At 48.0% G+C, this 25778-nt stretch carries 15 protein-coding genes; 7 read left to right on the top strand and 8 right to left on the bottom strand.

Going from position 1 to position 25778, the window contains the following annotated elements:
• Positions 1-148: 148 nt before the first annotated feature.
• Entirely contained in the window at positions 149-1141 is a 993-nt protein-coding gene (locus DDZ15_RS05830; protein WP_109646063.1) for a sulfite exporter TauE/SafE family protein, read from the bottom strand.
• A 156-nt stretch (positions 1142-1297) separates the two neighbouring features.
• Between DDZ15_RS05830 and DDZ15_RS05835 the strand changes: the two genes are divergently transcribed.
• Positions 1298-2974 carry a sensor histidine kinase gene (locus DDZ15_RS05835; RefSeq protein WP_109646065.1) on the top strand — a complete coding sequence of 559 codons (1677 nt, stop codon included), beginning with the start codon at positions 1298-1300 and terminating at the stop codon, positions 2972-2974.
• 30 nt (positions 2975-3004) lie between these two features.
• Here the strand turns inward: DDZ15_RS05835 and ggt are convergent, their stop codons facing one another.
• The 5 genes from ggt to DDZ15_RS05860 form a co-directional block, all read right to left on the bottom strand.
• Positions 3005-4663 carry a gamma-glutamyltransferase gene (ggt, locus tag DDZ15_RS05840; protein ID WP_109646067.1) on the bottom strand — a complete coding sequence of 553 codons (1659 nt, stop codon included), beginning with the start codon at positions 4661-4663 and terminating at the stop codon, positions 3005-3007.
• A gap of 79 nt (positions 4664-4742) precedes the next feature.
• Entirely contained in the window at positions 4743-5651 is a 909-nt protein-coding gene (gene xerD, locus DDZ15_RS05845) for a site-specific tyrosine recombinase XerD (RefSeq protein WP_109646069.1), read from the bottom strand.
• A complete protein-coding gene (locus tag DDZ15_RS05850) occupies positions 5651-8119 on the bottom strand; it encodes an HD family phosphohydrolase (RefSeq protein ID WP_109646071.1) in 2469 nt (822 codons plus the stop codon). The genes xerD and DDZ15_RS05850 overlap by 1 nt, the downstream gene beginning before the upstream one ends.
• A gap of 97 nt (positions 8120-8216) precedes the next feature.
• On the bottom strand, positions 8217-10214 hold the full coding sequence (ligA, locus tag DDZ15_RS05855) for an NAD-dependent DNA ligase LigA (protein WP_109646073.1): 1998 nt from the start codon (positions 10212-10214) through the stop codon (positions 8217-8219).
• Positions 10215-10234: 20 nt separating this feature from the next.
• Complete coding sequence (locus DDZ15_RS05860) at positions 10235-11455, bottom strand: helix-turn-helix domain-containing protein (protein ID WP_109646075.1); 1221 nt, start codon at positions 11453-11455, stop codon at positions 10235-10237.
• Positions 11456-11666: 211 nt separating this feature from the next.
• Between DDZ15_RS05860 and DDZ15_RS05865 the strand changes: the two genes are divergently transcribed.
• On the top strand, positions 11667-12281 hold the full coding sequence (locus DDZ15_RS05865; RefSeq protein WP_109646077.1) for a ComF family protein: 615 nt from the start codon (positions 11667-11669) through the stop codon (positions 12279-12281).
• Positions 12282-12290: 9 nt separating this feature from the next.
• Here the strand turns inward: DDZ15_RS05865 and metH are convergent, their stop codons facing one another.
• Complete coding sequence (gene metH, locus DDZ15_RS05870) at positions 12291-15986, bottom strand: methionine synthase (protein ID WP_109646079.1); 3696 nt, start codon at positions 15984-15986, stop codon at positions 12291-12293.
• Positions 15987-16114: 128 nt separating this feature from the next.
• On the opposite strand from metH, the gene DDZ15_RS05875 reads away from it, so the two are divergent.
• The 5 genes from DDZ15_RS05875 to DDZ15_RS05895 all read left to right on the top strand — a co-directional run bounded on the left by DDZ15_RS05875 (position 16115) and on the right by DDZ15_RS05895 (position 22450).
• On the top strand, positions 16115-17068 hold the full coding sequence (locus DDZ15_RS05875) for a methylenetetrahydrofolate reductase (RefSeq protein WP_109646081.1): 954 nt from the start codon (positions 16115-16117) through the stop codon (positions 17066-17068).
• Between the two features lie 223 nt (positions 17069-17291).
• Positions 17292-18131 carry a hypothetical protein gene (locus tag DDZ15_RS05880; RefSeq protein WP_109646083.1) on the top strand — a complete coding sequence of 280 codons (840 nt, stop codon included), beginning with the start codon at positions 17292-17294 and terminating at the stop codon, positions 18129-18131.
• Positions 18132-18179: 48 nt separating this feature from the next.
• Positions 18180-18947: a TatD family hydrolase gene (locus DDZ15_RS05885; RefSeq protein WP_242978901.1), complete on the top strand. Its 768-nt coding sequence runs from the start codon at positions 18180-18182 to the stop codon at positions 18945-18947.
• A gap of 152 nt (positions 18948-19099) precedes the next feature.
• A complete protein-coding gene (locus tag DDZ15_RS05890; protein WP_109646085.1) occupies positions 19100-20878 on the top strand; it encodes a sodium:proton antiporter in 1779 nt (592 codons plus the stop codon).
• A 141-nt stretch (positions 20879-21019) separates the two neighbouring features.
• Complete coding sequence (locus tag DDZ15_RS05895; RefSeq protein ID WP_109646502.1) at positions 21020-22450, top strand: sugar porter family MFS transporter; 1431 nt, start codon at positions 21020-21022, stop codon at positions 22448-22450.
• A 373-nt stretch (positions 22451-22823) separates the two neighbouring features.
• Here the strand turns inward: DDZ15_RS05895 and ppc are convergent, their stop codons facing one another.
• Complete coding sequence (gene ppc / locus DDZ15_RS05900; RefSeq protein ID WP_109646087.1) at positions 22824-25619, bottom strand: phosphoenolpyruvate carboxylase; 2796 nt, start codon at positions 25617-25619, stop codon at positions 22824-22826.
• Positions 25620-25778 lie beyond the last annotated feature (159 nt).

The raw sequence follows: 25778 nt of genomic DNA on the forward strand, positions 1-25778 counted from the left end.
AAGCAACCATTCTAACCCCGAGGCCGTATTTTGATCAACCCCCCGGATTTGTTTCGAGGGGTTCACGGGAAAGACCTGATGATTGATTGCCCAATTGGGAGACATGACAATTGATGGACAATACAAAAACTCACTGCCTAAACTCAGGTTATTTATTATGAATGCCCCTGTTATTCCGGGTGAGCAGGAAGAAAAAGATCACCCCGAAAACAAAGACTCCTGCTGAAAAAAGAGAGAGAGTCAGATCCGGCCTGATCACATAAATAGCGGTGAAAAACTGCAGGACAATAATCGATATCAGCACAAAAGCTATCGACCTCCGCCCAAATCGATTGATGGTATAGGCGCCTACGGGAGCTCCGAAAATGACAACGGGAATGCAAACCAACAGGTAACCGATAGCTTCGGGCTGCATATTTTGTAGCACAGCTCCCTGGATAAAGTAACCCGCAACCGCATTGGAAGCCATCAGGATCACGGATGTTGGGGTGGCTACCTTTTCCGACAGACCATACTTCAGTACAACATAAGAAAAGGTACATATATCGAGTCCGTTGCCGAAAATTGAGCTGAACACACCCCCTGCAACTCCTACCAGCACCAGCTCCAGTTTCTGATTGCGGGTCAAAGCAGGAAGCCGGTCGGTTTTTTTGCGGGTTTTGGAAAAATTTACGGCCCAAAGAGCAAGTCCAAAGCTCAGCCAGAATGAAACAAACATCATTTTGGCATAAGATGGCACTACAAAAGGCGCAACCAGCCATGAACCTGAAACGATTCCCGCCAATCCCCCTAATCCGGCCAGTAAGAGGTAGGTTTTTTCGACCCGTATACCTGACAGGAGGATCCATATGGCAGCAGAGGTCATACCAAAACTCTGAATCGCAAAACTGAAATTGCGCGCAACATCGGGCTCAATGCTGAAAATAAGCGTCATTACCGGATAGGCGATGGCCCCGCCGCCTTCCGAACTGGCACCGGCGATAAGTGAGCCAAAGATCATAACCAGCGTCATGAACCAGTTCTCTGCAAACAAGCCCCAGCTATCCATATACGACATGTAGATAGCCCATGAGGCAAGTACGATGAGGCAGCCGGCCAGAAATATTCGCAGTGGTTTTTTTCTCAGATTCGCAGGTAGCAATGATTCACATGTTGGATTCTACAGACGAAAGTTCCGGCTGCTTTTTTCGTTCCGGATTCCGGCCAGAAAATTAAAATTTTTCCGAACCAGATGAATTATTAAAAATTTCTAATATATTGTTACATAAATCATGAGAGAGTCAAATATTCAGGCAAGATGAAAAGTACAGATACAGACAGAAGCTGGAGACCGACAGGTCTGGACGAGCTATTAAACAGGTACGGATTTGCGAACTACAGAACCGTGATGATACTGCTGGGATGGGTTCTAATGATCGGAGCGTCGATCTACTCGGTGCTGCTGATGCTGCCCGGAAGCTGGGTATCGGAGGGAATTGAGACCAATGCGATCCAGACATTCTTCCTAATCTATCCCCCGCTGATTATCGGAATTCTATTGGTTTTCTGGATGGGTTTTGAATGGGGATTTATACCGGTTTTCCTCTCTTCATTTGTGATCGCATTCTCGGCCGAAATGCAGGTATACTGGGCACTGCTGTTTGCCTTTTCCTTTATTCTGGGCCTCGGTATCTATGCACTGGCCTATTATTGCGTCCGTGTCCGAATTGACCTGAGAGATATTAAAAGCATCGCATTTTTTACCGTGGTTTCCCTTATTGCTGCCATGGCAAGCTCACTCGGATCGTTTATCTGGAGTTTTGAACAGGGACTCGACCCGGTTATGACGGTCAAAATATGGAATGGTTGGTGGACCGGCGCATTTTTACAATCGATGCTGATTATCGGTCCGATAATGATGATATTCAGTCCGAAAATCAGCCGTATTAAGAATTCCGTTTTTGAGGACAGCCCGCGCAAGGAAGTGACCCTGGGCTGGGTCTACAGCGCCATCGGCAGCGTCGTTGTCGTTGTATCTCTTTTTGTAATCGGTGGCAGATTTCTGGGGTCTGAAAGTATTTCACAGGCCGTGGCGCAGAGCGATCCGACCCTGGTTCTGAAAGTCATGCAGGCAACGGAATCGTATCAGCTCATCTTCTGGATCTCATTGGGCATCATTCTGATGGTGGGCTTTACGGGTATCTATATCGTTTCATCATGGAACCGTATGCTGCAGAGAGAAGTGAATGAAAAAACGACCGACCTGCAGCTACGCGAAAAGGAACTTGAACAGTCATTGAAGGAGAGGGGTGTTCTGCTCAATGAAATCCACGGCCGGGTCAGGAACAATCTATCCATCATTCTTGCGCTGTTCGAACTGCAGCTTAAACGAACCGGCGACGAAGCCCTGGTTGAGACGCTCAGGGACTCCAAATCAAGGATACGCTCTATTTCCCTGATTCACGAGGTTATGTCACATTCGGGCATGTACAGGACAATCAATCTGAAATCATATGTGATCCGGCTCACCAACAGGCTCAATCAGGACTATCGCCACGTCAAAAGTGATTCGGATATTACGGTGCATCCTGAAGACCTGATCCTGGATATCGAACGGGCTGTTCCGGTTTGCATGATCATTAATGAAGTGATCAGCCGTGTCTTTGAAAAAACATACGGTAACCCGGAAAGTTCGGCGATAAGTATTGATCTTTATACCGATGACCTGGCTTTTTATGTCGTGGTTCGTGAAAACGGAAACTTCGGGCCCAGCCATTTTGATTGGTCATCGACTGTAGACCTCGGAAACAAACTGATACGCTCATTAACCAAACAAATCAAGGGAGAGCTTTTGGTAGATGATTCCAAAAATTCCATTGCCGTAGTGTTTCCAAACCTGGTGAGCCAGTCTCCCCAAAAATCCTTTGACGCGATCTGGGCCGGCAAGCATAAGTTTGCATACGAGTCAATGAATGCATCAGAATTGACCGGATAAATTCAGGTTCTGAAGAGCCAAATTATCCGTTCAGTACCCTGCAACGTAACCCGGCCCACGGGGATCAGCTGCACCTACGTAATTACCTTCCTGGTCTGATGCGATAGTGTGTACGATAGCAAGATTTCCGGATCGACGCACGTTATGTCCCATTTTATTGAGTTTTTCAATGGTATCCTCCGAGAACCAAAGATTTTCCACCAGTATCTGATCGGGAAGCCATTGGTGATGAAACCGGGGTGCTGCTATGGCTTCTTTTGCATTCATGCCGAACAGCGCCATATTCAAAAAGTTCTGAAGAACGGCCGTAATAATTCTTGGTCCTCCTGCAGCGCCACCCGCAAACCGAAACCTGCCATCCTTCAACGCGATAACCGGGTTCATGCTGCTCAGCATTCGCTTGCCCCCCTGAATGGAGTTGGCTTCGGCACCGATCAGACCAAACATATTGGGTTCGCCGGGTTTGGCTGAAAAGTCGTCCATTTCATTGTTGAGCAGGAAGCCGGCACCTGTTACGGTTACAAAACTTCCAAATGAGCCGTTCAAGGTTGTGTTTACGCTGACAACATTTCCAAACCGATCAGCGACATTGAAGTGCGTGGTTTCACTGCTTTCCTGTACAGTGTGTATTACATCTCCATGAGAAATCCGTTCACTATCTGATGCCGTATCCGGACTAAACGACTGCATTCTCAGCCGCAGATAGTGCGGGCTGGTTAAACTGTCGGCCGGAACAGGGACAAAATCGGGATCGCCAAGCCAATAGTTTCTGTCAGCAAATGAGCGTCTCAGAGCTTCGGATATCAGATGGATGTAAGCGGCAGAATTAAATGCGGTTGTATCCAATTCGGGTCGATTAATCATTCCAAGTACCTGTGTCATTACAATTCCTCCGCTCGACGGGGGAGGCATCATAATGAGTTCGTACCCTCTGAAATTGGTCCTGACCGGCTCACGCCAGATACTTCTGTAATCACGAAGGTCGCGCATTGTGATGAGTCCACCGCCTCTTTTCATCTCTTCAACAATCAGGCTTGCGGTAATTCCCGAATAGAACCCTCTTCGGCCCAGTGTGGCAATACGTTCCAGTGTTTCTGCCAGATCGGGTTGCAGGAAAAGATCTCCCGGTTCCCATGGAGTGCCGCCAGGCTTCAGAAATGCATCCGCAGAACCGCGGTACTCCGACAAACGCTCTGAGGCGCTGTTCAGGCTTCGTGCAGCAGAATGCGACAGGATGAACCCTTCCCGTGCCAGGCGTATTGCGGGTTCCATTACAATTTCGAGCGGCAGTGTTCCGTACCGTTCCAGGGCGGTGATCATGCCGTCAACGGTTCCAGGAATGCCGGCTGCCAGGTGGCCGATTTTACTTTTTCGGGATACATATTCCCCATTTTCGTTCAGGTACATATCGCGGGAAGCGGCGATCGGCGCTTTTTCCCTGAAATCGAGTGCTGCAGCTGTACCGTCCTGCAGGTGCAGTACCAGGAAGCCGCCCCCGCCGATATTGCCGGCACGGGGAAGAGTTACCGAAAGGGCAAATTGCACTGCAACTGCTGCATCTACGGCGTTTCCGCCTTTCTGCAGAATTTCAAGGCCTGCTTTTGATGCATATTCGTCGGCAGAAGATACCACACCGTTTTTCCACGATACCGGATTGCCAACCTGAGCAGCAGACGGTTGTGAAATCATTAAAAACAGCAGAGTGAACAGCAGGAGAGGGGAAGCGGTGATTCTTGCCGTGAATGGTAAGCGAATTGTCAATAACGGCCTAAGCCCGGGGGTGAAATTCTTTATGGATCTGATGAAGAAGTGAACGGTCGACATGGGTGTATATTTCGGTTGTCAAAATGGATGTATGGCCAAGCATCTCCTGAACGGCTCGAAGGTCTGCACCTCCTTCCAGCAGATGTGTTGCAAACGAGTGTCTGAAGATGTGAGGATACACATTTTTACTGATGCCTGCCTTCATTGCATATTTATTAACAATGTTCCAGATGCTCATACGGGATAATGGTCCGCCCCGTTGATTCAGAAAGAGCCGGTTTTTGGTTTTTCCCGGTTTATCGGAATTGATAAACTCTTTCCGGGATGTTTCAATATAATGCTCAATTGCAAGCTGGGCATGTTCTCCTACCGGCACCAGTCTCTCTTTGTTCCCCTTTCCAATTACGCGGATAAATCCGATCTCAAAAAAAAGCCGGTCCATTTCAAGCTCGGTCAGTTCACTCACTCTCATGCCGCTTGCATAGAGTGTTTCCAGAATGGCCGCATCCCGAATACCTGCAAAATCGGTGCGATCGGCCTCATCGATAATTGCAATCACCTCTTCGGCAGTAAGTACCTCGGGCAGTTTTTTTGCTTTTCTGGGAAGTTCCACAAGCTCTGCCGGGTTGGCTTCTGCTATCTGTTCGGCAACGGCAAATTCATGAAAACTTCTGATACTGGAGATATTTCGTGCAATGGTGCTCACCTCAAGCCCCATGTCGGTTAATTCCGATAGATATTGTTCAATATGCTGCAGGGTAATTCCTGCAAGATTTTTGATTTTCAGCTCTTCAGCCACAAACCCAAGGTATCTTTTCAGATCATTTTCGTAGGAATTTGCCGAGGTGTTTGCGAGTCCCTTTTCAAGTTTGATAAACTGAAGGTAGTGCTGAAGTTCCTTCGAAAAAGCCATTATGACCTGTTGCCTTTTTCAATTGCGGAATCCAGATTATTGGTTTGCCTGTCCGGTTTTTCATCTTGCTCCTTTTCCTCTTGTCCATCAGGTTCAGCGGTTTTATTTGACTTTTGCTGATCCTTTTCGCGCTGTTTCTCCTTCTCCTTCTCCTTCTCCTTCTCCTTCTCCTTTTTTTCGTCCGGATAGTCAATCCGGCTGTGATATACACCTACCAGGATATTGAGAAATGCTTTTTTGATGATTTCGATTTGTCGGAAAGTAAGCGGACAATTGTTCAGCTGGCCGTCGCTGATGTGATCTTCAACCATTCGGTTGATTAAACTTTCCAGCTTGTTATAATTCGGGTCTTTCATAGCCCGGGAAGCTGCCTCAATACCGTCAGCAAGCAGTAAAATTCCTTGTTCCTTGGTAAACGGTAAGGGTCCGTCATAGCGGAAATCCTTCTCTTCCACTTCTCCGTTATCCGACTGATCCTTCGCACGGCTGAAGAAATACTTGATGAGGGAGGTTCCGTGGTGTGTTTGAATGAAATCGATCACCACCTGCGGCAGATTGTGTTCTTTTGCCATCTTCACTCCGTCACTCACGTGCGCTTTGATCACGAGGGAGCTCATGCGGGGTTTGAGCTTGTCATGCTCATTGCCGGCACTTTGGTTTTCAATAAAGTAACCGGGTTTCTCCATTTTTCCGATATCGTGATACATTGCACCCACGCGGCAAAGAAGCGGGTTGGCACCAATTTCGGAGGCAGCCGATTCGGCCATGTTGGCAATCTGAAGACTGTGATGAAATGTGCCCGGTGCTTTGTTCATCAACTCTTTAAGCAAGGGAAGGTTCGTATCCGCTAGCTCCAAAAGCGTAAAGTCTGTAGTAACCTTGAACAGCTTTTCAAAAAGAAGTATGAGCGGATACGTGAAGAGTATAAATACAGCGTTGATGGCTACAAAGGACAGATCCGTGAGCAGGCCTTCAGTACCGCTGTATCGCGCCAGTGCAAAGCCGGACAAAACGATAAAATAGGTGAGGAATACAATGCCAGGGGTGATAAAAAAGAATTGAGACCGTTTTTTAATGTCGCGAACGGAAAATATACCCAGTGTACACGCGGCCGTTGTTGCCACGAGATACTCAAAGCTGTTGTCATGAACAATGCCGGTAATGATTGCCAGTGTTATCGTAGCCATCAGACCCACTCTCGAGTCAAAAATAATGGTGAGGATGATCGGGGCAACGGCTATCGGCACTATGTAGCTGTTAAGCCCGCTGATGGGGTAAACAACTGCACTCGCGAGCGTAATAAGCGTCAGTGCAAGGAATACCAGTAGAAACATGGAGGGTTTATCAAAAATACTCCTTCTGTAGAGATATAAGTAGATCAGAAAAAGTAGTGACGCGATCAGGATAATGAGGGCCTCCCCGGCGTAGCGAAGCCAGCGCTCCAGGTTGCCTGCTGTGGCAGAACGGGCTTCCGCAAGGCTTCGCAGCTTGTTGGCACGCTCTTCCGTTACGATGTCGCCCCGGCGGATAATGATTTCGCCCTGTTCAACGGCCCCCCGGGTGGTGGAGATTTCGGATAAATTCTCCTGCAGAATCGCTTCCGTATCCTCCTCACTGTAAATCCAGTTAGGCCGTATGTATTGAGTAAATATCTGCAGTGCGGTCAATGCTACATCCGATTCAAACTCTCTGTTAAGCATAATTCCGGCATATTCCTGTGCTTCTCCAAGATCACGGGTATTGGCAAGGCTCACACGCCGCTCCGTACGCTCCTGCAGATTGCGTATTGTAATATCATTGCGGCTGAGCGTGCTTTTATTGCGATCAATGATACCTGTTCGCAGAAGATCGAGTGTAATGTTTTCCAGCTCGCTCTTTATCTGACTGGTTAATAACCGGCCCCTTGGCAGATTATTTGTCATGACATTGTAGTAGTTTTCAGCGAGAAGATTCCAGCTCTCATCAGACAGCTGTATATCCGAGAAGTTGCGCTCCTGTATGTAGCGCAGGCTGTCTGTTTCAACCGAAGAGAGATTACTTTCCTTAGCCTGCTGCCACTGAAGATAGCTGTCGAGAACGGGCTGCAGGGATCTGAAGGCGGCGTCGAGCTCGGAGCCGATCAGCAGCTGCGCGTTTTCATTGACGTGAAATACCGGCGGAGTTTGTTGCCGGATTTCCTCTCGCTCCTGTTCCAGCTCTTCCTGGGTTTTCAGTAGTGAAAATGTAAAGGGAGCCGTGAGATCATCCGATCTCCAGGGTTCCTCTTCCTGAAAACTGGCTACCGGCTGAAAATCGGGCTGTGGAAGGGTGATTAATACAACGGCTAAAAACGAGAGAAAGATCAGAATTCTCAGATACCTGTTTTTTTTCAGGCGATCCTCTTTCTGCTTTTTTTTCTTCTTTATCCCAATGGCTGGAGCCGTTTCGGGCTTTTTTTGTCCCAGACCCAATTTTTCTAAGATGCTCATAATAATCAGATTAAACGCACATCCACATCAGATCGTATGTATGTGGAGAAGAGTGAAAAGTATGGGAGCGAGGTGTAAATAAAAAATAGATCGAATGTCAGTTCTCACCAATCATCTCCAGAAACGTCTCTTCGTCAATAACCGTAATACCCAGCGTCCTGGCTTTGCTCAGCTTGCTGCCCGCTGATTCTCCGGCCAGCACAAAGTCCGTATTTTTGCTGACCGATGACGCAGTACTGCCGCCGTGTTTTTCAATCAGCATGGCTGCGTCTTTGCGTGAAAGTGAGGGCAGGGTACCGGTTAGCACAAATTTTTTATCACTCAGTCGTTCGGATACCGATTCTGTTCCGCTATGTTCAAAATTGAGTCCGGCGCTGCGCAGCGATTCAACAAGTGTCCTGTTTTTCTCATGCCTGAAAAACGTGTAAACCGATTCCGCAATTTTCGGACCTATTGAGTCAATGGCTGTCATGGTCTCCTCATCAGCATTTTCGAGGGCATTCATCGATTTAAAATGGGAAGCAAGGTCTTTTGCAACCGTTTTGCCTACAAACCGAATTCCAAGAGCGTAGATCACGCGATCAAGGGGCTGATTCTTACTCTTATCAATTGCAGTTACCAGATTTTCCGCACTTTTTTCGCCCATTCGCTCCAGCGGAATCAGCTCTTCTTTTTCAAGTTTATACAGATCTGCAAACGTGTTTATCAGGCCGGCATCCACAAGCTGCTGAACTACCGCTTCGCCAAGCCCTTCTATGTCCATGGCATCGCGGGAGGCAAAGTGTTTGATTCGTTCGACTACCTGGGGCGGACACTGGGGGTTAACACATCGCCAGGCTACTTCTCCCTCGAACTTTTCCAGCTCTTCACCGCATGCGGGACATGTTTCAGGCATGGAGAAGGGTTCATTGCGATTTTCACGATCCGGGTTCACAACACTCATTACCTGAGGTATGATTTCTCCGGCTTTTTCAACGACTACAGTATCTCCCACGCGGATATCTTTACGATGTATTTCATCCTCATTATGCAGTGAGGCCCTGCGTACCGTGGTACCTGCGAGCTGAACCGGTTTGAGCTCGGCCACGGGCGTAATTTTTCCAAGTCTTCCCACCTGAAGGGTAATGCCTTTCAGAAGGGTAGAGGCCTGTTCCGCTTCGTATTTATAGGAGATGGCCCAGCGGGGTGCCTTGGATGTACGCCCAAGCTCGGGCCGGTACTTCTCTTCATTCACCTTGATCACAACCCCGTCAATTTCGAATGGCAATTCATGGCGGAGTTCTTTCCATTCTGCAATAACATCAAATATGTCATCAATAGAGCCGCATGTGGTGAAATAGTTGCTTACCGGGAACCCCAGCATCTTAAGCAGTTCCATTTTGGATGCCTGGGTTCTGGTGGCGTCATCTTTGTCCAGAAGCAGATCGAATGCAAAAAAGCGAATCGGACGGCGCGCCACCTCGCGTGGATCCTGCATTTTAAGGGAACCTGCCGTTGAATTTCTGGGGTTTGCAAAGGTGGAAAGGCCCTGTTCATCACGGTACTCATTAAGGCGCACAAAGGCCTCTTTTTCCATGAACGCTTCCCCTCGAATTTCCAGTACATCGGGTGCCCCGGAAACCTCCAGGGGGATGTCGGAAATCGTACGGATATTCTTTGTTATGTCGTCGCCGCGTTCTCCGTCGCCGCGTGTGGCGCCGAGCACAAGCTCTCCGTTTACGTAGCGAAGACGGATTGCAGCGCCATCAAATTTCATCTCAACGGCATAGGTAAAATCGGTATCACCCAGAATATCGCGAACCCTGCGGTCGAAGTCCCGGAGCTCCTCTTCGTTATAGGTATTCGCAAGACTTAAAAGCGGCTGGGGATGTGTAACCGTGGGAAACTCGCTGCTCGGTTTTCCGCCCACGCGTCTTGTGGGTGAATCCTCACTTTCCAGTCCGAACTCTGTTTCAAGCTTTTCCAGTTCATCAAGAGCCTCGTCAAACTCTTTGTCTGTGATGAATGGCTGCGCTTCTTCATAATAGGCGCGATTGGCTCTTTCCAAAAGGTCGCGCAGTTCCTCAACGCGCTTTTTAGCCTCTTTTTTATCCATAATTCAGGGATTCTGCCGGTTTAAAACGTTGGTCTGAAAGCAACAGAATCGGGTGGGGCAACATTCGCAGGGACCTCTATAGGAATTTCTACAGCCCACTCCGGATCAGAAAACAGGGATCTGGAAAGTTCAACTGCATTTTGCTCTTCATTAAAATACTGCTGTCTGAAATTTTCAATCAGGTGACCGTTCAGAAACAGCAGCATTCTGGCATACTGTCCGCGAATACGGATGGTATCGCTGAATTCAAAGTTGAGAGCGGTGCCCTGCTCAATCCAGTACGGATCGATCCGGGGCTTCAGATCACTCCATACACGAACCGGATCGAGCCGCTCATTTGCGGCATAGACGGTAAGATAAAGCGTATCCTGCAGTACAGGCGTTTCGACCTGCTCGGGAACCTGCTGTTCTTCCGAAAGATCGAGAACCGGTCCATCGGTACCCGGATCAAGCCGGGCATCATCACCGGTTTGAGCCTGTGACGCTTCGCCGGCCTCCGGAGTGTCGGTAGTAAACAGGTCTGCACGCGAAAGCAAAAAAATACCTGCCAGTACAGCAATTATTACAACCGCTGCACCGATTACCCAAACGGGCGGTTTGCGTTCCGTGTCGGAAAACTTTTTACCCATGTCAGCCCAGTTTACCTGCCGCACATCCTTTTTAGGTGGCGTCTTTTCAGCGTTCAGGGAATCCGATGAATCTGATTTGACATCGGTTTCACCGTCATCTTTTGCGGCTGCATGTTTATCCGGAACCGGTTCTTTTCCAGGGGATGTGGTCTTTTCAGATTCAACGGGAACCTGGGGATCTTCAGGAAAATCGGCTATAAACCGGGGCCTCGTGCGGGTTTTTTTCTGTTCAGGTTCAGGAGTTTTTTTTGTGTCAATATCTCCTGGATCAGCATCAGAATCCCTGTCTTTTACATCCGATCCTTGTTTTTTCCCGGACTCCACTTCTTTTGAAAGCTCCGGGAAAGCACTCAATAGCAGGTGGTTGTAGTTGCCGATCTCCTCCTGATCCAGTGCGCGTGTAACAAGTTCGTCATCCAGTTTCAGATTACGCGCATAGGTTCGAATGAAACTACGCACATAGGTGATATTCTCTTCCTGCTGCTCGAAAATGTCGTCATTTTCGATCGACTTCAGCGTATTCAGAGGTAATTTGGTAGCGTTCTGAACGTCCTGAATCGTCAAGCCAAGATGCTTCCGGATGGTTTCAAGGTCTTTACCTAATGATGGCATAAAGTCAGTTTTGACAATTAAGAGAATAGAGCAAATCTAATTAATTATAAGGCATTCCAAAAGATAACAAAGAGATTGGAAAAGCTTTTGTAAGCATTTTACGAAAAATGGTTCCTACATATAGGGAGATCGCTCTATGCTTTTACTGAAACCAATTACAGATATTTTGTTTCCGCCGGTTTGCATCTGCTGCGGATGTTCTCTTACAGGCATGAATCGCCATATATGTTATTGGTGCGGTTACGATCGGTTTGAGCATGCCGCAACAAATGACGTTGAGATTATGCCCGACAGCGTTCTTTTCATCTGGGCAATGTGGCAGTTCGACAAGGGAGGGTTTATCCAGGAGCTGCTTCACAGCCTGAAATACAATCATTTAAGGGGGGTGGGTAACGAACTGGGTTACATTGCCGGAAGAACCTTTCTGGATCGAATGGACGCAGATACGCTTCAGTTTCTGGATGCGCGTAACCCGGTGTTGATACCGGTACCGCTTCATGCCGCAAAGCGAAGAAAGCGCGGCTACAATCAGGCTCGTGCACTTGCCGAGGGTCTTTCAGTATCTTTAAAGTGGGATCTTTGCGAGGCGGATGACGTGATCAGGATCCGTAAAACACGCACCCAGACGGGGCTTACCACCCTTCAAAGGGCAGACAACCTGAAAGGTGCATTTAAAATGACCAACAACCATTTGCTGGATGATGAGAACCGTTTTCCCATACTGGTAGATGATGTGATCACAACGGGGGCTACAACCTATGAGCTGGCATCGGCCATTTGCAGCAGCGGCGTGCGATGCGGTATTCTTGCCATAGCCCGTGCATGAGGTGTGATCTCAGTCGCCATAAGCCAATACAGGACTGAGCCAGCGCTCGACCTCTTCCACACTCATTCCTTTCCTGGCCGCATAATCCTCAACCTGGTCTTTCTTAATTTTTCCAAGGTTAAAATATTGTGCCTCCCGGTTGGCAAAATAGAGACCACAAACTGATGCAGAGGGTGCCATTGCGAGATGTTCGGTCAGGGTGATGCCTGTTTTTTCTTCAACAGAGAGCAGGTCGAAAAGTGTCGTTTTCTCTGTATGATCGGGCTGGGCGGGATAACCCGGAGCAGGGCGTATGCCTCTGTACTCTTCACGGATAAGCTGATCGTTATCCAGATCCTCAGCCGGGGAGTACCCCCAAAGACTTTTTCTTACTTTCTGATGAAGCATTTCCGCAAATGCTTCGGCAAAGCGATCGGCCAGAGCCTTCGCCAGAATGGCGTTATAATCATCGTGATCTGCCTCGTACTTCTTCACAAGTTCTGCAACGCCGTGCCCGGCTGTCACCGCAAAAGCTCCAAGATAATCGGGACGCCCCGAGCTTCTGGGCGCAACATAGTCAGAGAGCGCCTTGTTGGGCTGTCCGCTTCTTTTTTTGGACTGCTGCCGGAGCGTGTGGAATGTTGCCAAAACATCGTTCCTCTGCTGATTTTTGTAGATTTCAATATCATCTCCAGTCGAATTAGCCGGGAATAACCCCAGTACGCCATGAGCCTGAATCAGCTTTTTGCTGATCATCTCATCGAGGAGTGTGTTGGCGTCATCAAACAGTTTTCGGGCTTGTTCACCCGCTTTTTCATCCTGCAGAATATCCGGGAATTTGCCCTTCATTTCCCATGCAATGAAAAACGGTCCCCAGTCGATATAGCGCCGGAGCTTGTCGAGAGACATGTCTTTGAAAACGGTGATGCCCGGTTCGGCAGGCGGACAAATATCGGTCTGTTTCCAGTCGATCGCTGCACTGTTTTTCCTGGCATCTTCAAGGCTCAGGTAGGATTTTTTTCTTCCCCGGCTGCTGTACTGCTCACGGAGGTCATCGTATTCGCTGCTGATTTCATCCAGAAAACCGCTCTTAAGCGTCCTGGAAACGAGTCGGTTTACAACGGTAACGCTTCGTGATGCATCCAGCACATGAATTACGGGGTTGTCATAATTGGGTGCAATTTTCACGGCAGTATGCATTCGCGAAGTGGTTGCTCCGCCAATCAGAAGCGGTGTTTCAAATCCCTCGCGCTTCATTTCAGAAGCCACATGAACCATTTCGTCCAGCGAGGGGGTGATAAGACCGCTCAGGCCGATCACGTCCACATTATGTTCTCTGGCGGCTGCAAGAATTTTATCGGCCGGGTTCATCACCCCGATATCAATTACCTCATAGTTGTTGCAGCTCAGAACAACGCCCACAATATTTTTACCGATATCGTGAACATCGCCCTTCACCGTTGCAAGAAGCACTTTTGCCTTGGGTTCGGACCGGTTATTCTTATCCTTTTCAGCCTCGATGTAGGGTATTAGAACGGCAACGCCTTTTTTCATCACACGGGCGCTTTTTACCACCTGTGGCAGAAACATCTTGCCTGCACCAAAGAGGTCGCCCACTACATTCATCCCATCCATCATCGGTCCCTCAATCACCTCAATGGGCTGCGGGTATTTTTGACGGGCCTCTTCAACATCGTCTTCGATGTAGTCTACAATGCCTTTGATAAGAGCATGCTGAATACGCTCTTCAACGGTGCCATCGCGCCATGCGTCTTTTTTGACGGCCACATCATCTTCGTTCTGATCCTTTATTTTATCGGCGTACTGAATCAGACGTTCGGTTGCGTCATCCCTGCGGTTCAGCAGTACGTCCTCAACCAGTTCCTTCAGTTCCGGCTCAATCTCCTCGTATACCTCAAGCTGGCCCGCATTTACAATTCCCATATCGAGGCCTGCTTTTATCGCGTGATAGAGAAATGCGGCATGAATAGCTTCTCTGACCACATTGTTTCCGCGAAATGAAAATGAGATGTTGCTGACTCCACCGCTTACTTTGGCAAGCGGCAGGTTCTCCTTGATCCATTTAACAGTTTCAATAAAATCAACCGCATAGTTATTGTGTTCAGCCATGCCGGTGGCTACGGTTAAAATATTGGGATCCAGAATGATGTCCTGAGGCGGAAAACCCACCTCGTCAACAAGGATATCGTAGGCGCGCTTGCAGATCTCTTTACGGCGCCCGAGCGAGTCAGCCTGCCCTTTTTCGTCGAAAGCCATTACCACTACAGCAGCACCAAAGTCCAGAATTTTACGTGCCTGTTCCCTGAAAACCTCTTCGCCCTCTTTCAGACTGATGGAGTTGACTACGCTTTTTCCCTGTGTTGTTTTGAGGCCCGCAAGCAGAACATCCCATTTGGAACTGTCGACCATAAACGGGATGCGTGCAATATCGGGTTCGGCAGCCATCAGGTTAATAAAATCTTTCATCACCTCTTCCGAGTCCAAAAGCCCTTCATCCATATTTACATCAATGATCTGGGCGCCTCCCTCCACCTGATCACGAGCCACCGAAAGCGCCTCTTCATAATTCTCTTCCTTGATCAGTCTTTTAAATTTGGCCGATCCGGTGACGTTGGTTCGTTCGCCTACATTCACAAAATTTGTATCAGGCCGGACAACCAAAGGTTCAAGGCCGCTCAGACGCAGGTAGGGGTTAACATCCGGCCTTAGGCGCGGCTTATGGCTTTGCGCTTCGTTTGCGATGGCGCGGATGTGATCGGGGGTGGTACCGCAGCATCCACCCACAATGTTTACAAATCCTTCTTCTGCGTAACCTCTGAACTGTTTTGCCATATACTCAGGCGATTCACCGTATTCTCCCATTTCATCGGGCAAACCGGCATTCGGATAGAGACTTGTAAAACATGTAGCGTGCTTTGACAACTCCTGAATATATGGACGCATCTGTTTTGAGCCGAGAGCACAGTTCAGGCCAACACTCAAAAGCGGAGCTGCATGCTGAACGGAAATCCAGAAAGCTTCTGTGGTTTGTCCGGAGAGCGTGCGACCGCTCTGATCCACAATTGTGCCGGATATCATGATTGGAATCTGCTTTCCAATTGTTCGGCAGTGTTGATGAACCGCATAGATGGCAGCCTTGCAGTTCAGTGTGTCAAAAACTGTTTCGATAAGCAGAACATCCACTCCACCATCCACAAGGCCCCTGATTTGTTCCGTGTACGCGTTAACTAGGGTATCGAAGGTGATGGCGCGAAATCCGGGGTTCTCCACGTCCGGGGAGAGTGAGAGGGTTTTGTTGGTTGGGCCGATAGCACCTGCAACGAAACGGGGCTTATCCGGATCAGACCGTGTAAAACTGTCGGCGGCTTCCCTGGCTAGCCGTGCTGAAGCCCGGTTCAGCTCATAGGCCAGATGTCCCAGGTTGTAGTCGTCCTGAGAGATAGGGTTTGCGTTAAACGTATTGGTCTCAAGGATATCAGCTCCGGCGGAGAGAAAATCTTCGTGAATGGAGCGAATGATATCAGGCTGAGTTATGCTGAGAAGGTCATTATTTCCCTTTAGTTCTGATGAAAAGTCCTTAAATTCATCACCCCTGAAATCATTCTCATCGAGCGAGTGGCCCTGAATCATTGTACCCATGGCACCGTCCAGAACCAGAATTCGGTCCTGTAAAATTTTAAACAGAGGATGATTGAAACGCGACATCAGTAAAAAACCGTTAAGCAGATAGAATTATTTGCAAGACCGTAAAATCTGCATTTTTGATCAGAAAAACATCAAAAATGTAAGATAACGGCTTCTCATTATATCAATTACCAGTCCGCAACCGGAAAATGAAAGTTATTGAACATTACGAAAACTCAACCGAGCCTCTGATCTCATTTGAAATCATTCCGCCAAAACGCGGTGGCGCCGTTCAGGATGTGTTTAAATCGCTCGACAGAGTGGTTGAAGAGGTTAAGCCGCCTTTTATTGATGTAACCTACCACGCAGCGGAGGCGTATGTGGAGGAACTTCCCGACGGTACGCTCAAGAGAAGAGTCAGAAGAAAGCGGCCGGGCACAATTGGTCTGTGTGCAGCCATTCTGCACAGGTATGGCATTGACCCTGTTCCACATCTTATTTGCGAAGGTTTTACCAAGGAAGAGAGCGAAGACGCCCTGATCGAGCTGAATTATCTGGGCATTCACAATGTGCTTGCCATCCGTGGAGACAATACCGGCTCTCAGGTATCCCTGAACCTGAATGGTACGGTAAACAAATATGCGGTCGATCTGGTGAAACAGATCCGGAATATGAATCATGGCGACTACCTGGAAGATATCGTCAATGCAGAGCCCACCAACTTTTGCGTAGGCGTTGCCGGTTACCCCGAAAAGCATTTTGAGGCTCCAAATCTGGACTGGGATGTAAAAAAATTGAAGGATAAAGTGGATGCGGGAGCGGACTACGTGGTAACGCAGATGTTTTTTGATAATGCGGCATATTTTCAGTTTGTAGAAAAATGCCGTGAGAACGGTATTGACGTACCGATTATACCGGGCCTGAAAATTTTGTCTACAGAAAATCACCTCAAATCGCTGCCGAAGTATTTCTATCTCAATATACCCGATGAACTAACGGCGGAAGTGGATGCAAATCCCGCCAGCGTAAAGGATATCGGAACCGAATGGTCGTTGAATCAGTGCCAGGAGCTTCTGGATAACGGTGTTCCGGGAATACATTTTTATATCATGGGCGACCCTCAGCCGGCACTGAATGTAATAAGCGGCCTGAGAGGACGGTGACATTTCATTCTATATGTGCCAGATGTCGCCGAATTTAAATAAGAATGATGGTTCGATGGATACAAAGCCGTTTTATCTGACTGCTTTTGGTCTGATTGGCTGAGGTTGTGACAAACATTTCGAATTCGTACCCTTTTTCTGTTTTTTAATCGTTGAGGGTACATTGTTAAGCGCTTCATGCATTTATCAGTACTCAACTCATGTCAATTTTGGGAGTAATTTCATGAATATTCTGATCGCTGACAGCGGTGCCACAAAAACAGATTGGCTATTCTATGACGGACTTGAATTTATTCAAGTAAGAACACAGGGCCTCCATCCGGCAACCATCAGTGAACCAGACGACAGTATAGATATTCATGCCAAAGTAGGTCACCTGAATCCCGATAAGGTCATGTTTTACGGTACAGGCCTGGGTAATCCGGTATCGGATGAAATTATCCGAAGGTTTTTGGGAAATGTTTTTTCTGATTGCTCCATTGAAATTTATTCGGATCTGGAAGGGTCGGGACGTGCATTTTATGGTGATGGCAGCGGTGTTGTCTGTGTTTTGGGAACCGGATCGGTGTGCGCAAAAATTGAGAGCGGACAGATAATAAAAAAATCAGCATCCCTCGGATTTGCCATTGGTGATGAGGGAAGTGCCGCCGACCTGGGCAGAAGGCTGCTTAAAATGTACTACCGAAAGAGTGTTCCGGAAAATGTGGTCCGTTTTATAGGCGAACGCCTGGACGACCCGGATTATGGTGAGATGATGAACAGAATTTACACGCTATCCAAGCCCAACAGGGAACTGGCTGCTGTAGCGGGTACTGTTTTGGTAAAACCGTTTCCCGTTGAGCTGGAAACGATGCTCCGTAATGCCTTTTCAGATTTTATTACCAATCAGCTCTCAACACTGAATCTGTCGGGAGATGAAGAGATACGGTTTACCGGAAAGGTTGCAGACACACATTCCAGCCTTCTCAAACAGGTGATGAATAAAAATGGATTTTCAAGGGTAGACGTGACTCATCCGGTTATTGCCGCATGGAGAGACAGGCTTCGCAGCCATGAAGATTAAATACATTTACAATAGAATCTGAAAATTAGTTAAAGAAATCCATCTGTTTTGATACTTACAGACACGCACTGCCATCTCTATCTTGATCAGTTTCATGAAGATCTTCAGGAAGTTCTTGACAGATCGGCTGAAGCCGGCGTTTCACATATTTTCTTGCCGGCCATCGACTGGAGTTCCATATCCCAGATGGAGAGGCTGAATCATCCGGAGATAACGTTTTATAAAATGGCGGGTATCCATCCCTGCAGTGTGGAAGAGGTGTGGCCTGTTGATGAGGAAAAACTTTTTGAACTCTGCAGTCGCGACGACTTTTTGGGTGTGGGTGAGACGGGGCTGGATTATTATTGGAGTACGGGATTTGTAAAAGAACAGAAAGAGAGCCTTCGGTTGCATTGTGATGTAGCGAGGCAGACGGGGAAGCCTGTTGTACTGCACAACCGGGAGAGCACAAAAGATCTGCTCGATTTGATTGAAGATGAACAGGACGGGACGCTTTCGGGCGTATGGCACTGCTTTACGGGCACCCGTGATGAGGGAAAAAGGGCACTCGACCTGGGGCTCTATCTTGGCGTAGGAGGTGTATCTACTTTTAAAAATGCGGGAGTTGATAAAGTACTGGCCGAAATGCCTCTTAATCGTCTCATTCTTGAAACCGATGCTCCTTATCTCACACCCGCGCCCCACAGGGGAAAAAGAAATGAACCTTCATACATCAGGCTGATCGCTGAAAACCTGGCGGAACTAAAAGAAGTGAATCTGGACGAAATTGCGAAAGCAACTACAAAGAATGCGTTCGATCTGTTTGGCGTGGAGTAAGGGTTCGGCAGGGGTAGAAGGGGAAAGATGACCTAAGCAGATGCTTTTTTGAAACAATTCGGCCAATGTTTCAACTCAGTGCCGTTCTGTTTAAGTTAAAATGATTGAACGGGTCTAAGGTTCATTTCGGCGCACGTATAAAACACTGAGGCATGACATTTGAAATCATTTTCGTATTCCTGCTTCTGGGGATTGCCGTTTTCCTTTTTGTGACAAAATATGTCACCTACGACATTGTCGCGCTTATCATTATGGCTTCGCTCCTTTTGTCGGGAGTACTCAGCCTGCAGGAGGGATTGTCAGGTTTCAGCAATTCTGCGACGATCACCGTTGCATGTATGTTTATTCTGAGTGCGGGCGTGAAAAATACGGGTATACTGGAGCGCGTCGGCGAATACTTTGCCGACAAGATGGATCACAATTTTCATTTTTGGTTCTTCTGGCTGCTTCTTTGTGTAGCAGTTATATCGGCATTTATCAATAACACGGCCGCCGTGGCAATCTTTATTCCTGTAATGATGGGTATATCTGCCCGGATAGGGGTAAGCCCGTCCAAAATGCTGATACCGCTCTCATTTGCGGGTATGTTCGGCGGTGTAACTACTCTGATAGGCACCTCTACCAATATTCTGGTGAGCTCCATCGCTGCCGAACGTGCCCTTGATCCCATCGGCATGTTTGAGCTTACACCAATGGGGATCGTTTTTATGGCCGCTGGATTTCTTTTTCTGTTTACAATCGGTACCCGCATGATACCCTCCCGCAGAGATGCCAGTGAGCTTACCGAACAGTATGGAATGCAGGATTACCTGACGGATGTGCAGGTTATGGAAACATCTGATCTGATAGGCAAAAAACTGAATCACCAGAAGCTCACGGAGAAACTGGATCTGGATGTAATAAGAGTATTCAAAGAGAAAGGTGACAGTTCTGCACAAAGGGGAGACGTTTACATTGAGCCGGGTGATATAATGAGGGTACGAGGCAAAAGCTCGGATATTCAAAAACTTCAGTTACGTGAGGATCTCACCATCTTTACAAAAAAAACATGGGGGGATAAAGATCTTGAATACGGGGGGGATTTAATAGTTGAAGTGGTCATTGCACCTGAATCATCGCTTGTAAAGTCAAATCTTGACAGTTTTCCATTTGCAGATAAAATGGGAGCATTACCACTAGCTATACGCCAGCGGGGAGAACTAAAACACAATGATTTGAATGAGGTGATCCTGGAGGCAGGAGATTCACTCCTGCTCAGCATCAGTGCAGAGCGAATGGATGATTTGCAAAAGGATTCCGCCTTTATCATCGTATCCAAGAAGGAAACGCAAAAAACCGCATCCGGGAAAACCGTACAGGCGATCGCTATTCTGGCTGCAGTGGTAATAACTGCCGCACTGGGAATTTTCCCAATCGTTATAACAGCATTATCCGGAGCTGTGCTTATGATATTAACCGGATGCCTGAGAACAGAAGAAGCGTACAGGGCGATCAACTGGAAAGTAATCATGCTGCTTGCCGGTGTGCTGCCGCTAGGAACAGCTATGGATAAAACGGGTGCGGCACAGTGGATGGCTTCGGGTATGTTGGACGTACTCGCTGACTCCGGTCCGACCGTACTGCTCTCAGGGTTTTTCGGTTTAACGCTATTGGTTACATCGGTTATGTCGAACAATGCATCCGCAGCACTGCTTGCACCCATAGCCATTGAAGCGGCAGGCAGAATAGGGGTGTCACCCGAACCGCTACTCTATTCCGTGACATTTGCAGCCTCACTGAGCCTGATTACTCCGTTTGGTTATCAGACAAACACCATGATTTTTGGCCCCGGACATTATGAAATCAAGGATTTTTTAAAAATAGGAACTGTACTGAACCTCATTTTCTGGGTATTGGCTACATTGCTGATCCCCGTAATCTGGCCATTCTGAAGAGTACGTCGAGTTCAGCCGAAAAGCCTTCTGGGGCAATGAGGGTATAGGCTTTTTCGCTTGTCATAATCCCGATTTGATTCCTGCAAAATTTTTGGGAATATAAGTCCGCTAACAATCACGTAAACTAACCTGATGGTGATGGATAAAAAGGACCAGGATACAGCGATTTCAACCGATAATTTGGGAAGGGTAATATTTCTCTCCACTGTTGCCGCAATAGGCGGGTTTCTTTTTGGGTTTGACAGCGGTGTAATCAACGGAACTGTAAATGCACTGCAGCTCGCGTTTGATTCGGATGCGGTTGGAACCGGTTTTAATGTGGCTTCAATGCTTCTCGGTTGTGCGGTTGGAGCATTTTTCGCCGGAACCCTATCTGATAAATTTGGCCGTAAGCCTGTTTTGTTATCTACCGCGATTGGTTTTTTGATCAGTGCATATGGATCAGGGGCCGCCACGTCTTCCGAGATATTTGTAGCTGCCAGGATTCTTGGCGGACTCGCATTGGGCGCTTCCAGTATTATCGTGCCCGCTTATATCAGTGAAATTGCCCCTCCTAAAATACGGGGTGCACTCACCACACTGATGCAGCTGATGATTGTGATCGGCCTTTTTGTGGCTTTCTTAAGTAATTACGCCATTGCGGGCAGTGCAGGCGGCGCCAGCGAAACATTCTGGGGCGGTTCCCAGGCGTGGCAATGGATGTTCTGGGTAGAGATGTTTCCTGCAGCCATCTTCTTCACAGGGCTTCTGATGATACCTGAGTCTCCGCGGTACCTGGTGGCAGCCGGTAAAATTGATGCCGCAAGAGATGTTCTGACCAGCCTTTCGGACGTAAACGACGCAAATGCAAAAATTGAAGATATTCAGTCTACACTTGAGAAAGGCCATAAACCGCGTCTTTCCGACATTATTTCCAAAAAAACAGGACGAATTCACCCTATTATCTGGGTTGGTATAGGGATTACCACACTACAGCAGTTTACCGGAATAAATGTGGTTTTTTATTATGGTGCCACACTCTGGCAGGCTGCAGGTTTTACAGAAGAAAATGCACTCCTGCAGAACGTGATAAGCGGGTCGGTGAACGTTATTTTTACATTTGTGGCTATTGCATTGGTGGATAAAGTAGGCCGTAAACCGCTGCTTTCGATCGGAGCACTGGGTCAGGCCGTAATGCTTGGCAGCCTGGCGCTTATTTTCGGTACGGCCCAGGTATCGGCCGGCGGCGACCTGATACTGGATGAACAGATGGGGCTTTATGCACTTCTCTCAGCCAATGCGTATATCGCGTTTTTTGCCTTCACATGGGGACCAATTATGTGGGTAATGCTGGGCGAGATGTTTCCCAATCAGTTTCGCGGAGCCGCTTTGGCCGTATGCGGACTTATACACTGGACGTCCAATTTTACCATCACGATGACATTTCCCATTCTTCTGGCAAGCATCGGACTCGGTCTTTCGTACGGGATATATGCCGGTTTCGGAGTACTCGCCTTCTTCTTTGTGCGAAGTTTCGTAAAAGAGACCAAGGGCAGAACCCTGGAGGACATGTCGAGGGATGTGGAGTAAAATCCTGAGCCTTTTCACAGGATGATATTGCTTCATCCGCTGAGCTGAAGGTTTGGGATTTTGAATCTGGACCCGGACTAACCCCCTGTCCTCCTCTCTGTGAACAGAGGGGGGATCACATGAACTGGGTCAGGGGTAAGATCGGAATTGCTGAATAAAATCAATTCGATATTGCGCTAACTCTATTCTGCAGAAAGAGAGCCGATTCTGTGGGATACACCAGGTGAAGCAAGGGCCCCCATTAGGTGCAGCTCCACAATCAGCGCAGAGATGAAGCCGTGTTCATAGCATCAAATCCATTCAGAAGACCGCCCGCTTTTCCCGCAACGATGGGGCAGGTGTGTGAGCTAAAAAACAGGGCGTGAGTTCTGAGTTAACCCGTACTCTGCATGGCTGCCGCAACACCGTTAATGCTCAGAAACAAGGCTTGTTTGAGTTCCTTTTGGTACTCCGTGTCTGATGAACTTTCCCATCTGTCGAGCAGCTCTGCCTGAATGACATTCAGCGGATAGGTGAATACATTTCTGAAAGCTATGGAGTTTTGTATAACCTTTCTGCTGTCTAGAATCTCTTTTTGACCGGTTATATCCAGTATAATTTTTTTCGATTTTCGGAAATCCTCCAGAATTATTTCGTGAATGCGGCTATCCGTGTTTGAATTATATAGCTCGGTAGTGAGAATATGAGTGCGCGCCATTTCCCGTTGCGCATTATCAACGATGGTTCCGAAAAAGCTCCATTCGCGGTACCATTTCTGCATCAGTTCCAGGGCATCCTGGTGATCCTCCAGAACGGGCTCCAGTGCGGTGCCTAACCCGTACCATCCGGGTACATTATACCGTACCTGTGTCCAGCCGAAAACCCATGGAATTGCGCGCAGATTTTCGAACTGCAGACCGTTTTTCCCGCCGCGGGATACGGGCCTTGACGCAATCGGGAGGTTTCCGATATGTTCAACGGGTGTGATCTTTTTAAACCAGGGCCAGAACCTATCATCATCAATCAGGCTCCTGTAGGCAGTCATGGAGCCTTCCGATATGCGATCCATGATCTCTTCTGTGCGATCGCCCTCCACGATTGGTTTTTGTCCCTCACCAGCCGTTACCCTTGAGACGGCATTCACTATTTGTTCGAGATGGCGCCGCGTTATTTCGGGCAGGGAGTAGCGGAAAGAAATGATTTCGCCCTGTTCCGTGAAGCGGATACGTCCGTTGTTGCTGATCGAGGGCAGTCCAAGTATGGCACGGTTTGAGCGACCTCCGCCGCGACCTACCGACCCGCCTCTTCCGTGAAAGAGCCTGAAGTCTACATCCAGCTCCCGAAGTGTTTTGCCAAGCTCAAGCTGTGCTTTCTGCAGTGCCCAATTGGCCATCCAGTAGCCCCCGTCTTTATTGCTGTCGGAGTAGCCCAGCATAATTTCCTGAAAGTTGTTACGGGCCTTCACCTGCTCCTTGTAGATTGGGTTCGTCAGAATGCGCTGCATCTGATCAGAACTTTTTTCAAGATCTCCGATCGTCTCAAAGAGCGGTACCACATCGATTTTACTTTCCACCCTGTTATCTTTGCCAAGACGCCAGAGCCCCGTCTCTTTAGCCAGCAGCACAACTTCGAGCATATCGCTCACGCCATGGGTCATACTGATAATGTAGCTTCCAAATGAATTTTCATCCAGCTCAAGGAGCCTGTTGATTAACCGGAAAACTTGTATGATCTCCTCTGTGGATTCCGAGAGAGACGCGCTGAAAGGAACAAGCGGTCTTGGGTTACGTAGTTCTTTCATAAGAAGATCCACTTTCTTCTCTTCGTCAAGCGACGCATAGTCGCCATGCACATTGGCCGTCTCCAGAAGTTCAGCCACAGCTTCTTCGTGACGTCCGCTGTGTTGACGAATATCCATTGCGGCCAGGTGAAAACCGAATGTATGGACGCGAATTCTCAGGTCATTGAATTCACCGAATCGCGCAACATCTTCCAAACCGCTTTCAGTGAGTGAATCGGCTATAAGGGTGAGGTCATTTTCAAAATCAGACGCCCTGTAGACTGCAGAGTCGATCACCTCCTGTTCGGTACCGTCCAGAGCCTCATACATCTTCTCAAGCCGTCGCATAATATGTGAAATCTTGCGCCGGTAAGGTTCATTTTTATAGTGTCTTTTGTATACGGTGCTAAGCGGAACCTCTTTTTCATCCTTTTCCAGGGAACTGACCAGGGCCTCGGGTACATCCACAAAATTGCGCGAAACCGATAGATAACGCCTGATCATGCGCAGATCTTTCAGATAGGTGCTGATGGCAACCCTTCGGTGCTGGACAATGGTATCCCAGGTAACGTCTCTTGTTACATTTGGGTTGCCGTCCCTGTCGCTGCCTATCCAGGACCGATAGCGAAGAATCGTGGGAAGGTCGGGTGTTTTGCCATACTGCTGGGTGAATGCCGAGCGTATATCGTCATACAGACGGGGAACTGTTTTCCATATCGAATTTCTGAAGAAATAGAGACCGTTTTCAACCTCATCATGCACCGTGAGACGTTCGGATCTGACTTCATCTGTAGAGATAAGAAGTGCGATTTCATTCAGGATGTGCTGAATGAGCGCCTCCCGCTCAATGGGCGTCAGATTCTCCCTGTGAATCTTCCCGATGCCGGATGTGATCTCTTCCTGTTTATAAAGAATACTGCGCCGGCGCGCTTCGGTGGGGTGGGCAGTTATGGTTGGCTGTATGTCGAGACTTCTGAAAAGTTTGAGTGCGTCATCATAACTCATGCCTTTCTCCTTGAAATAGCGGAGAGCATCGGAAATGCTTTCAGACCTTGGGTTATTAATGTCAATATCCTTCGCCCGTTCGCGGTTTACGCGAATGATTTCGTGCTGCTCCAGCGAATTTACAAGATGGAAGAAAATTGTGGTAAGACGAAGAAGTGACATGACCTCATCAAGTCCCATTTCTGAGATCTTCTTCTGCAGCTCACTGTTGGCATGGCCGCCCCTTTCAGCGAAGGCCCTTGCAGAGAGTTCCGGAAGCCGGGCCGAGAGTTCCTGAAGGCGAAGGTCGCCTCTATGCTCAAGCTGTTTTTCAAGCAGGCCGGTTAGTGAAATGAGCTTTTGAGTGAGGGGTTCTGCAATATTTGCTTTTTCAGCGTAATGCTGAATCGTTGCTTTCCAGGTCATAAGTGGGATCAGGATAGTTTTTAAAAATGAACGCAGCCCTAAAATGACTGAATCCGTAATGTATGGGTTTTACAGGTTTTATAGTATGTTGGAAATGGGATTTAAGGCTGTTATCTGCCGCTATTTTGGAAAAAGCGCTTGTTCATCGTGAAATACGGG

The sequence above is a fragment of the Rhodohalobacter mucosus genome (assembly GCF_003150675.1).
GTDB lineage: Bacteria > Bacteroidota > Rhodothermia > Balneolales > Balneolaceae > Rhodohalobacter > Rhodohalobacter mucosus.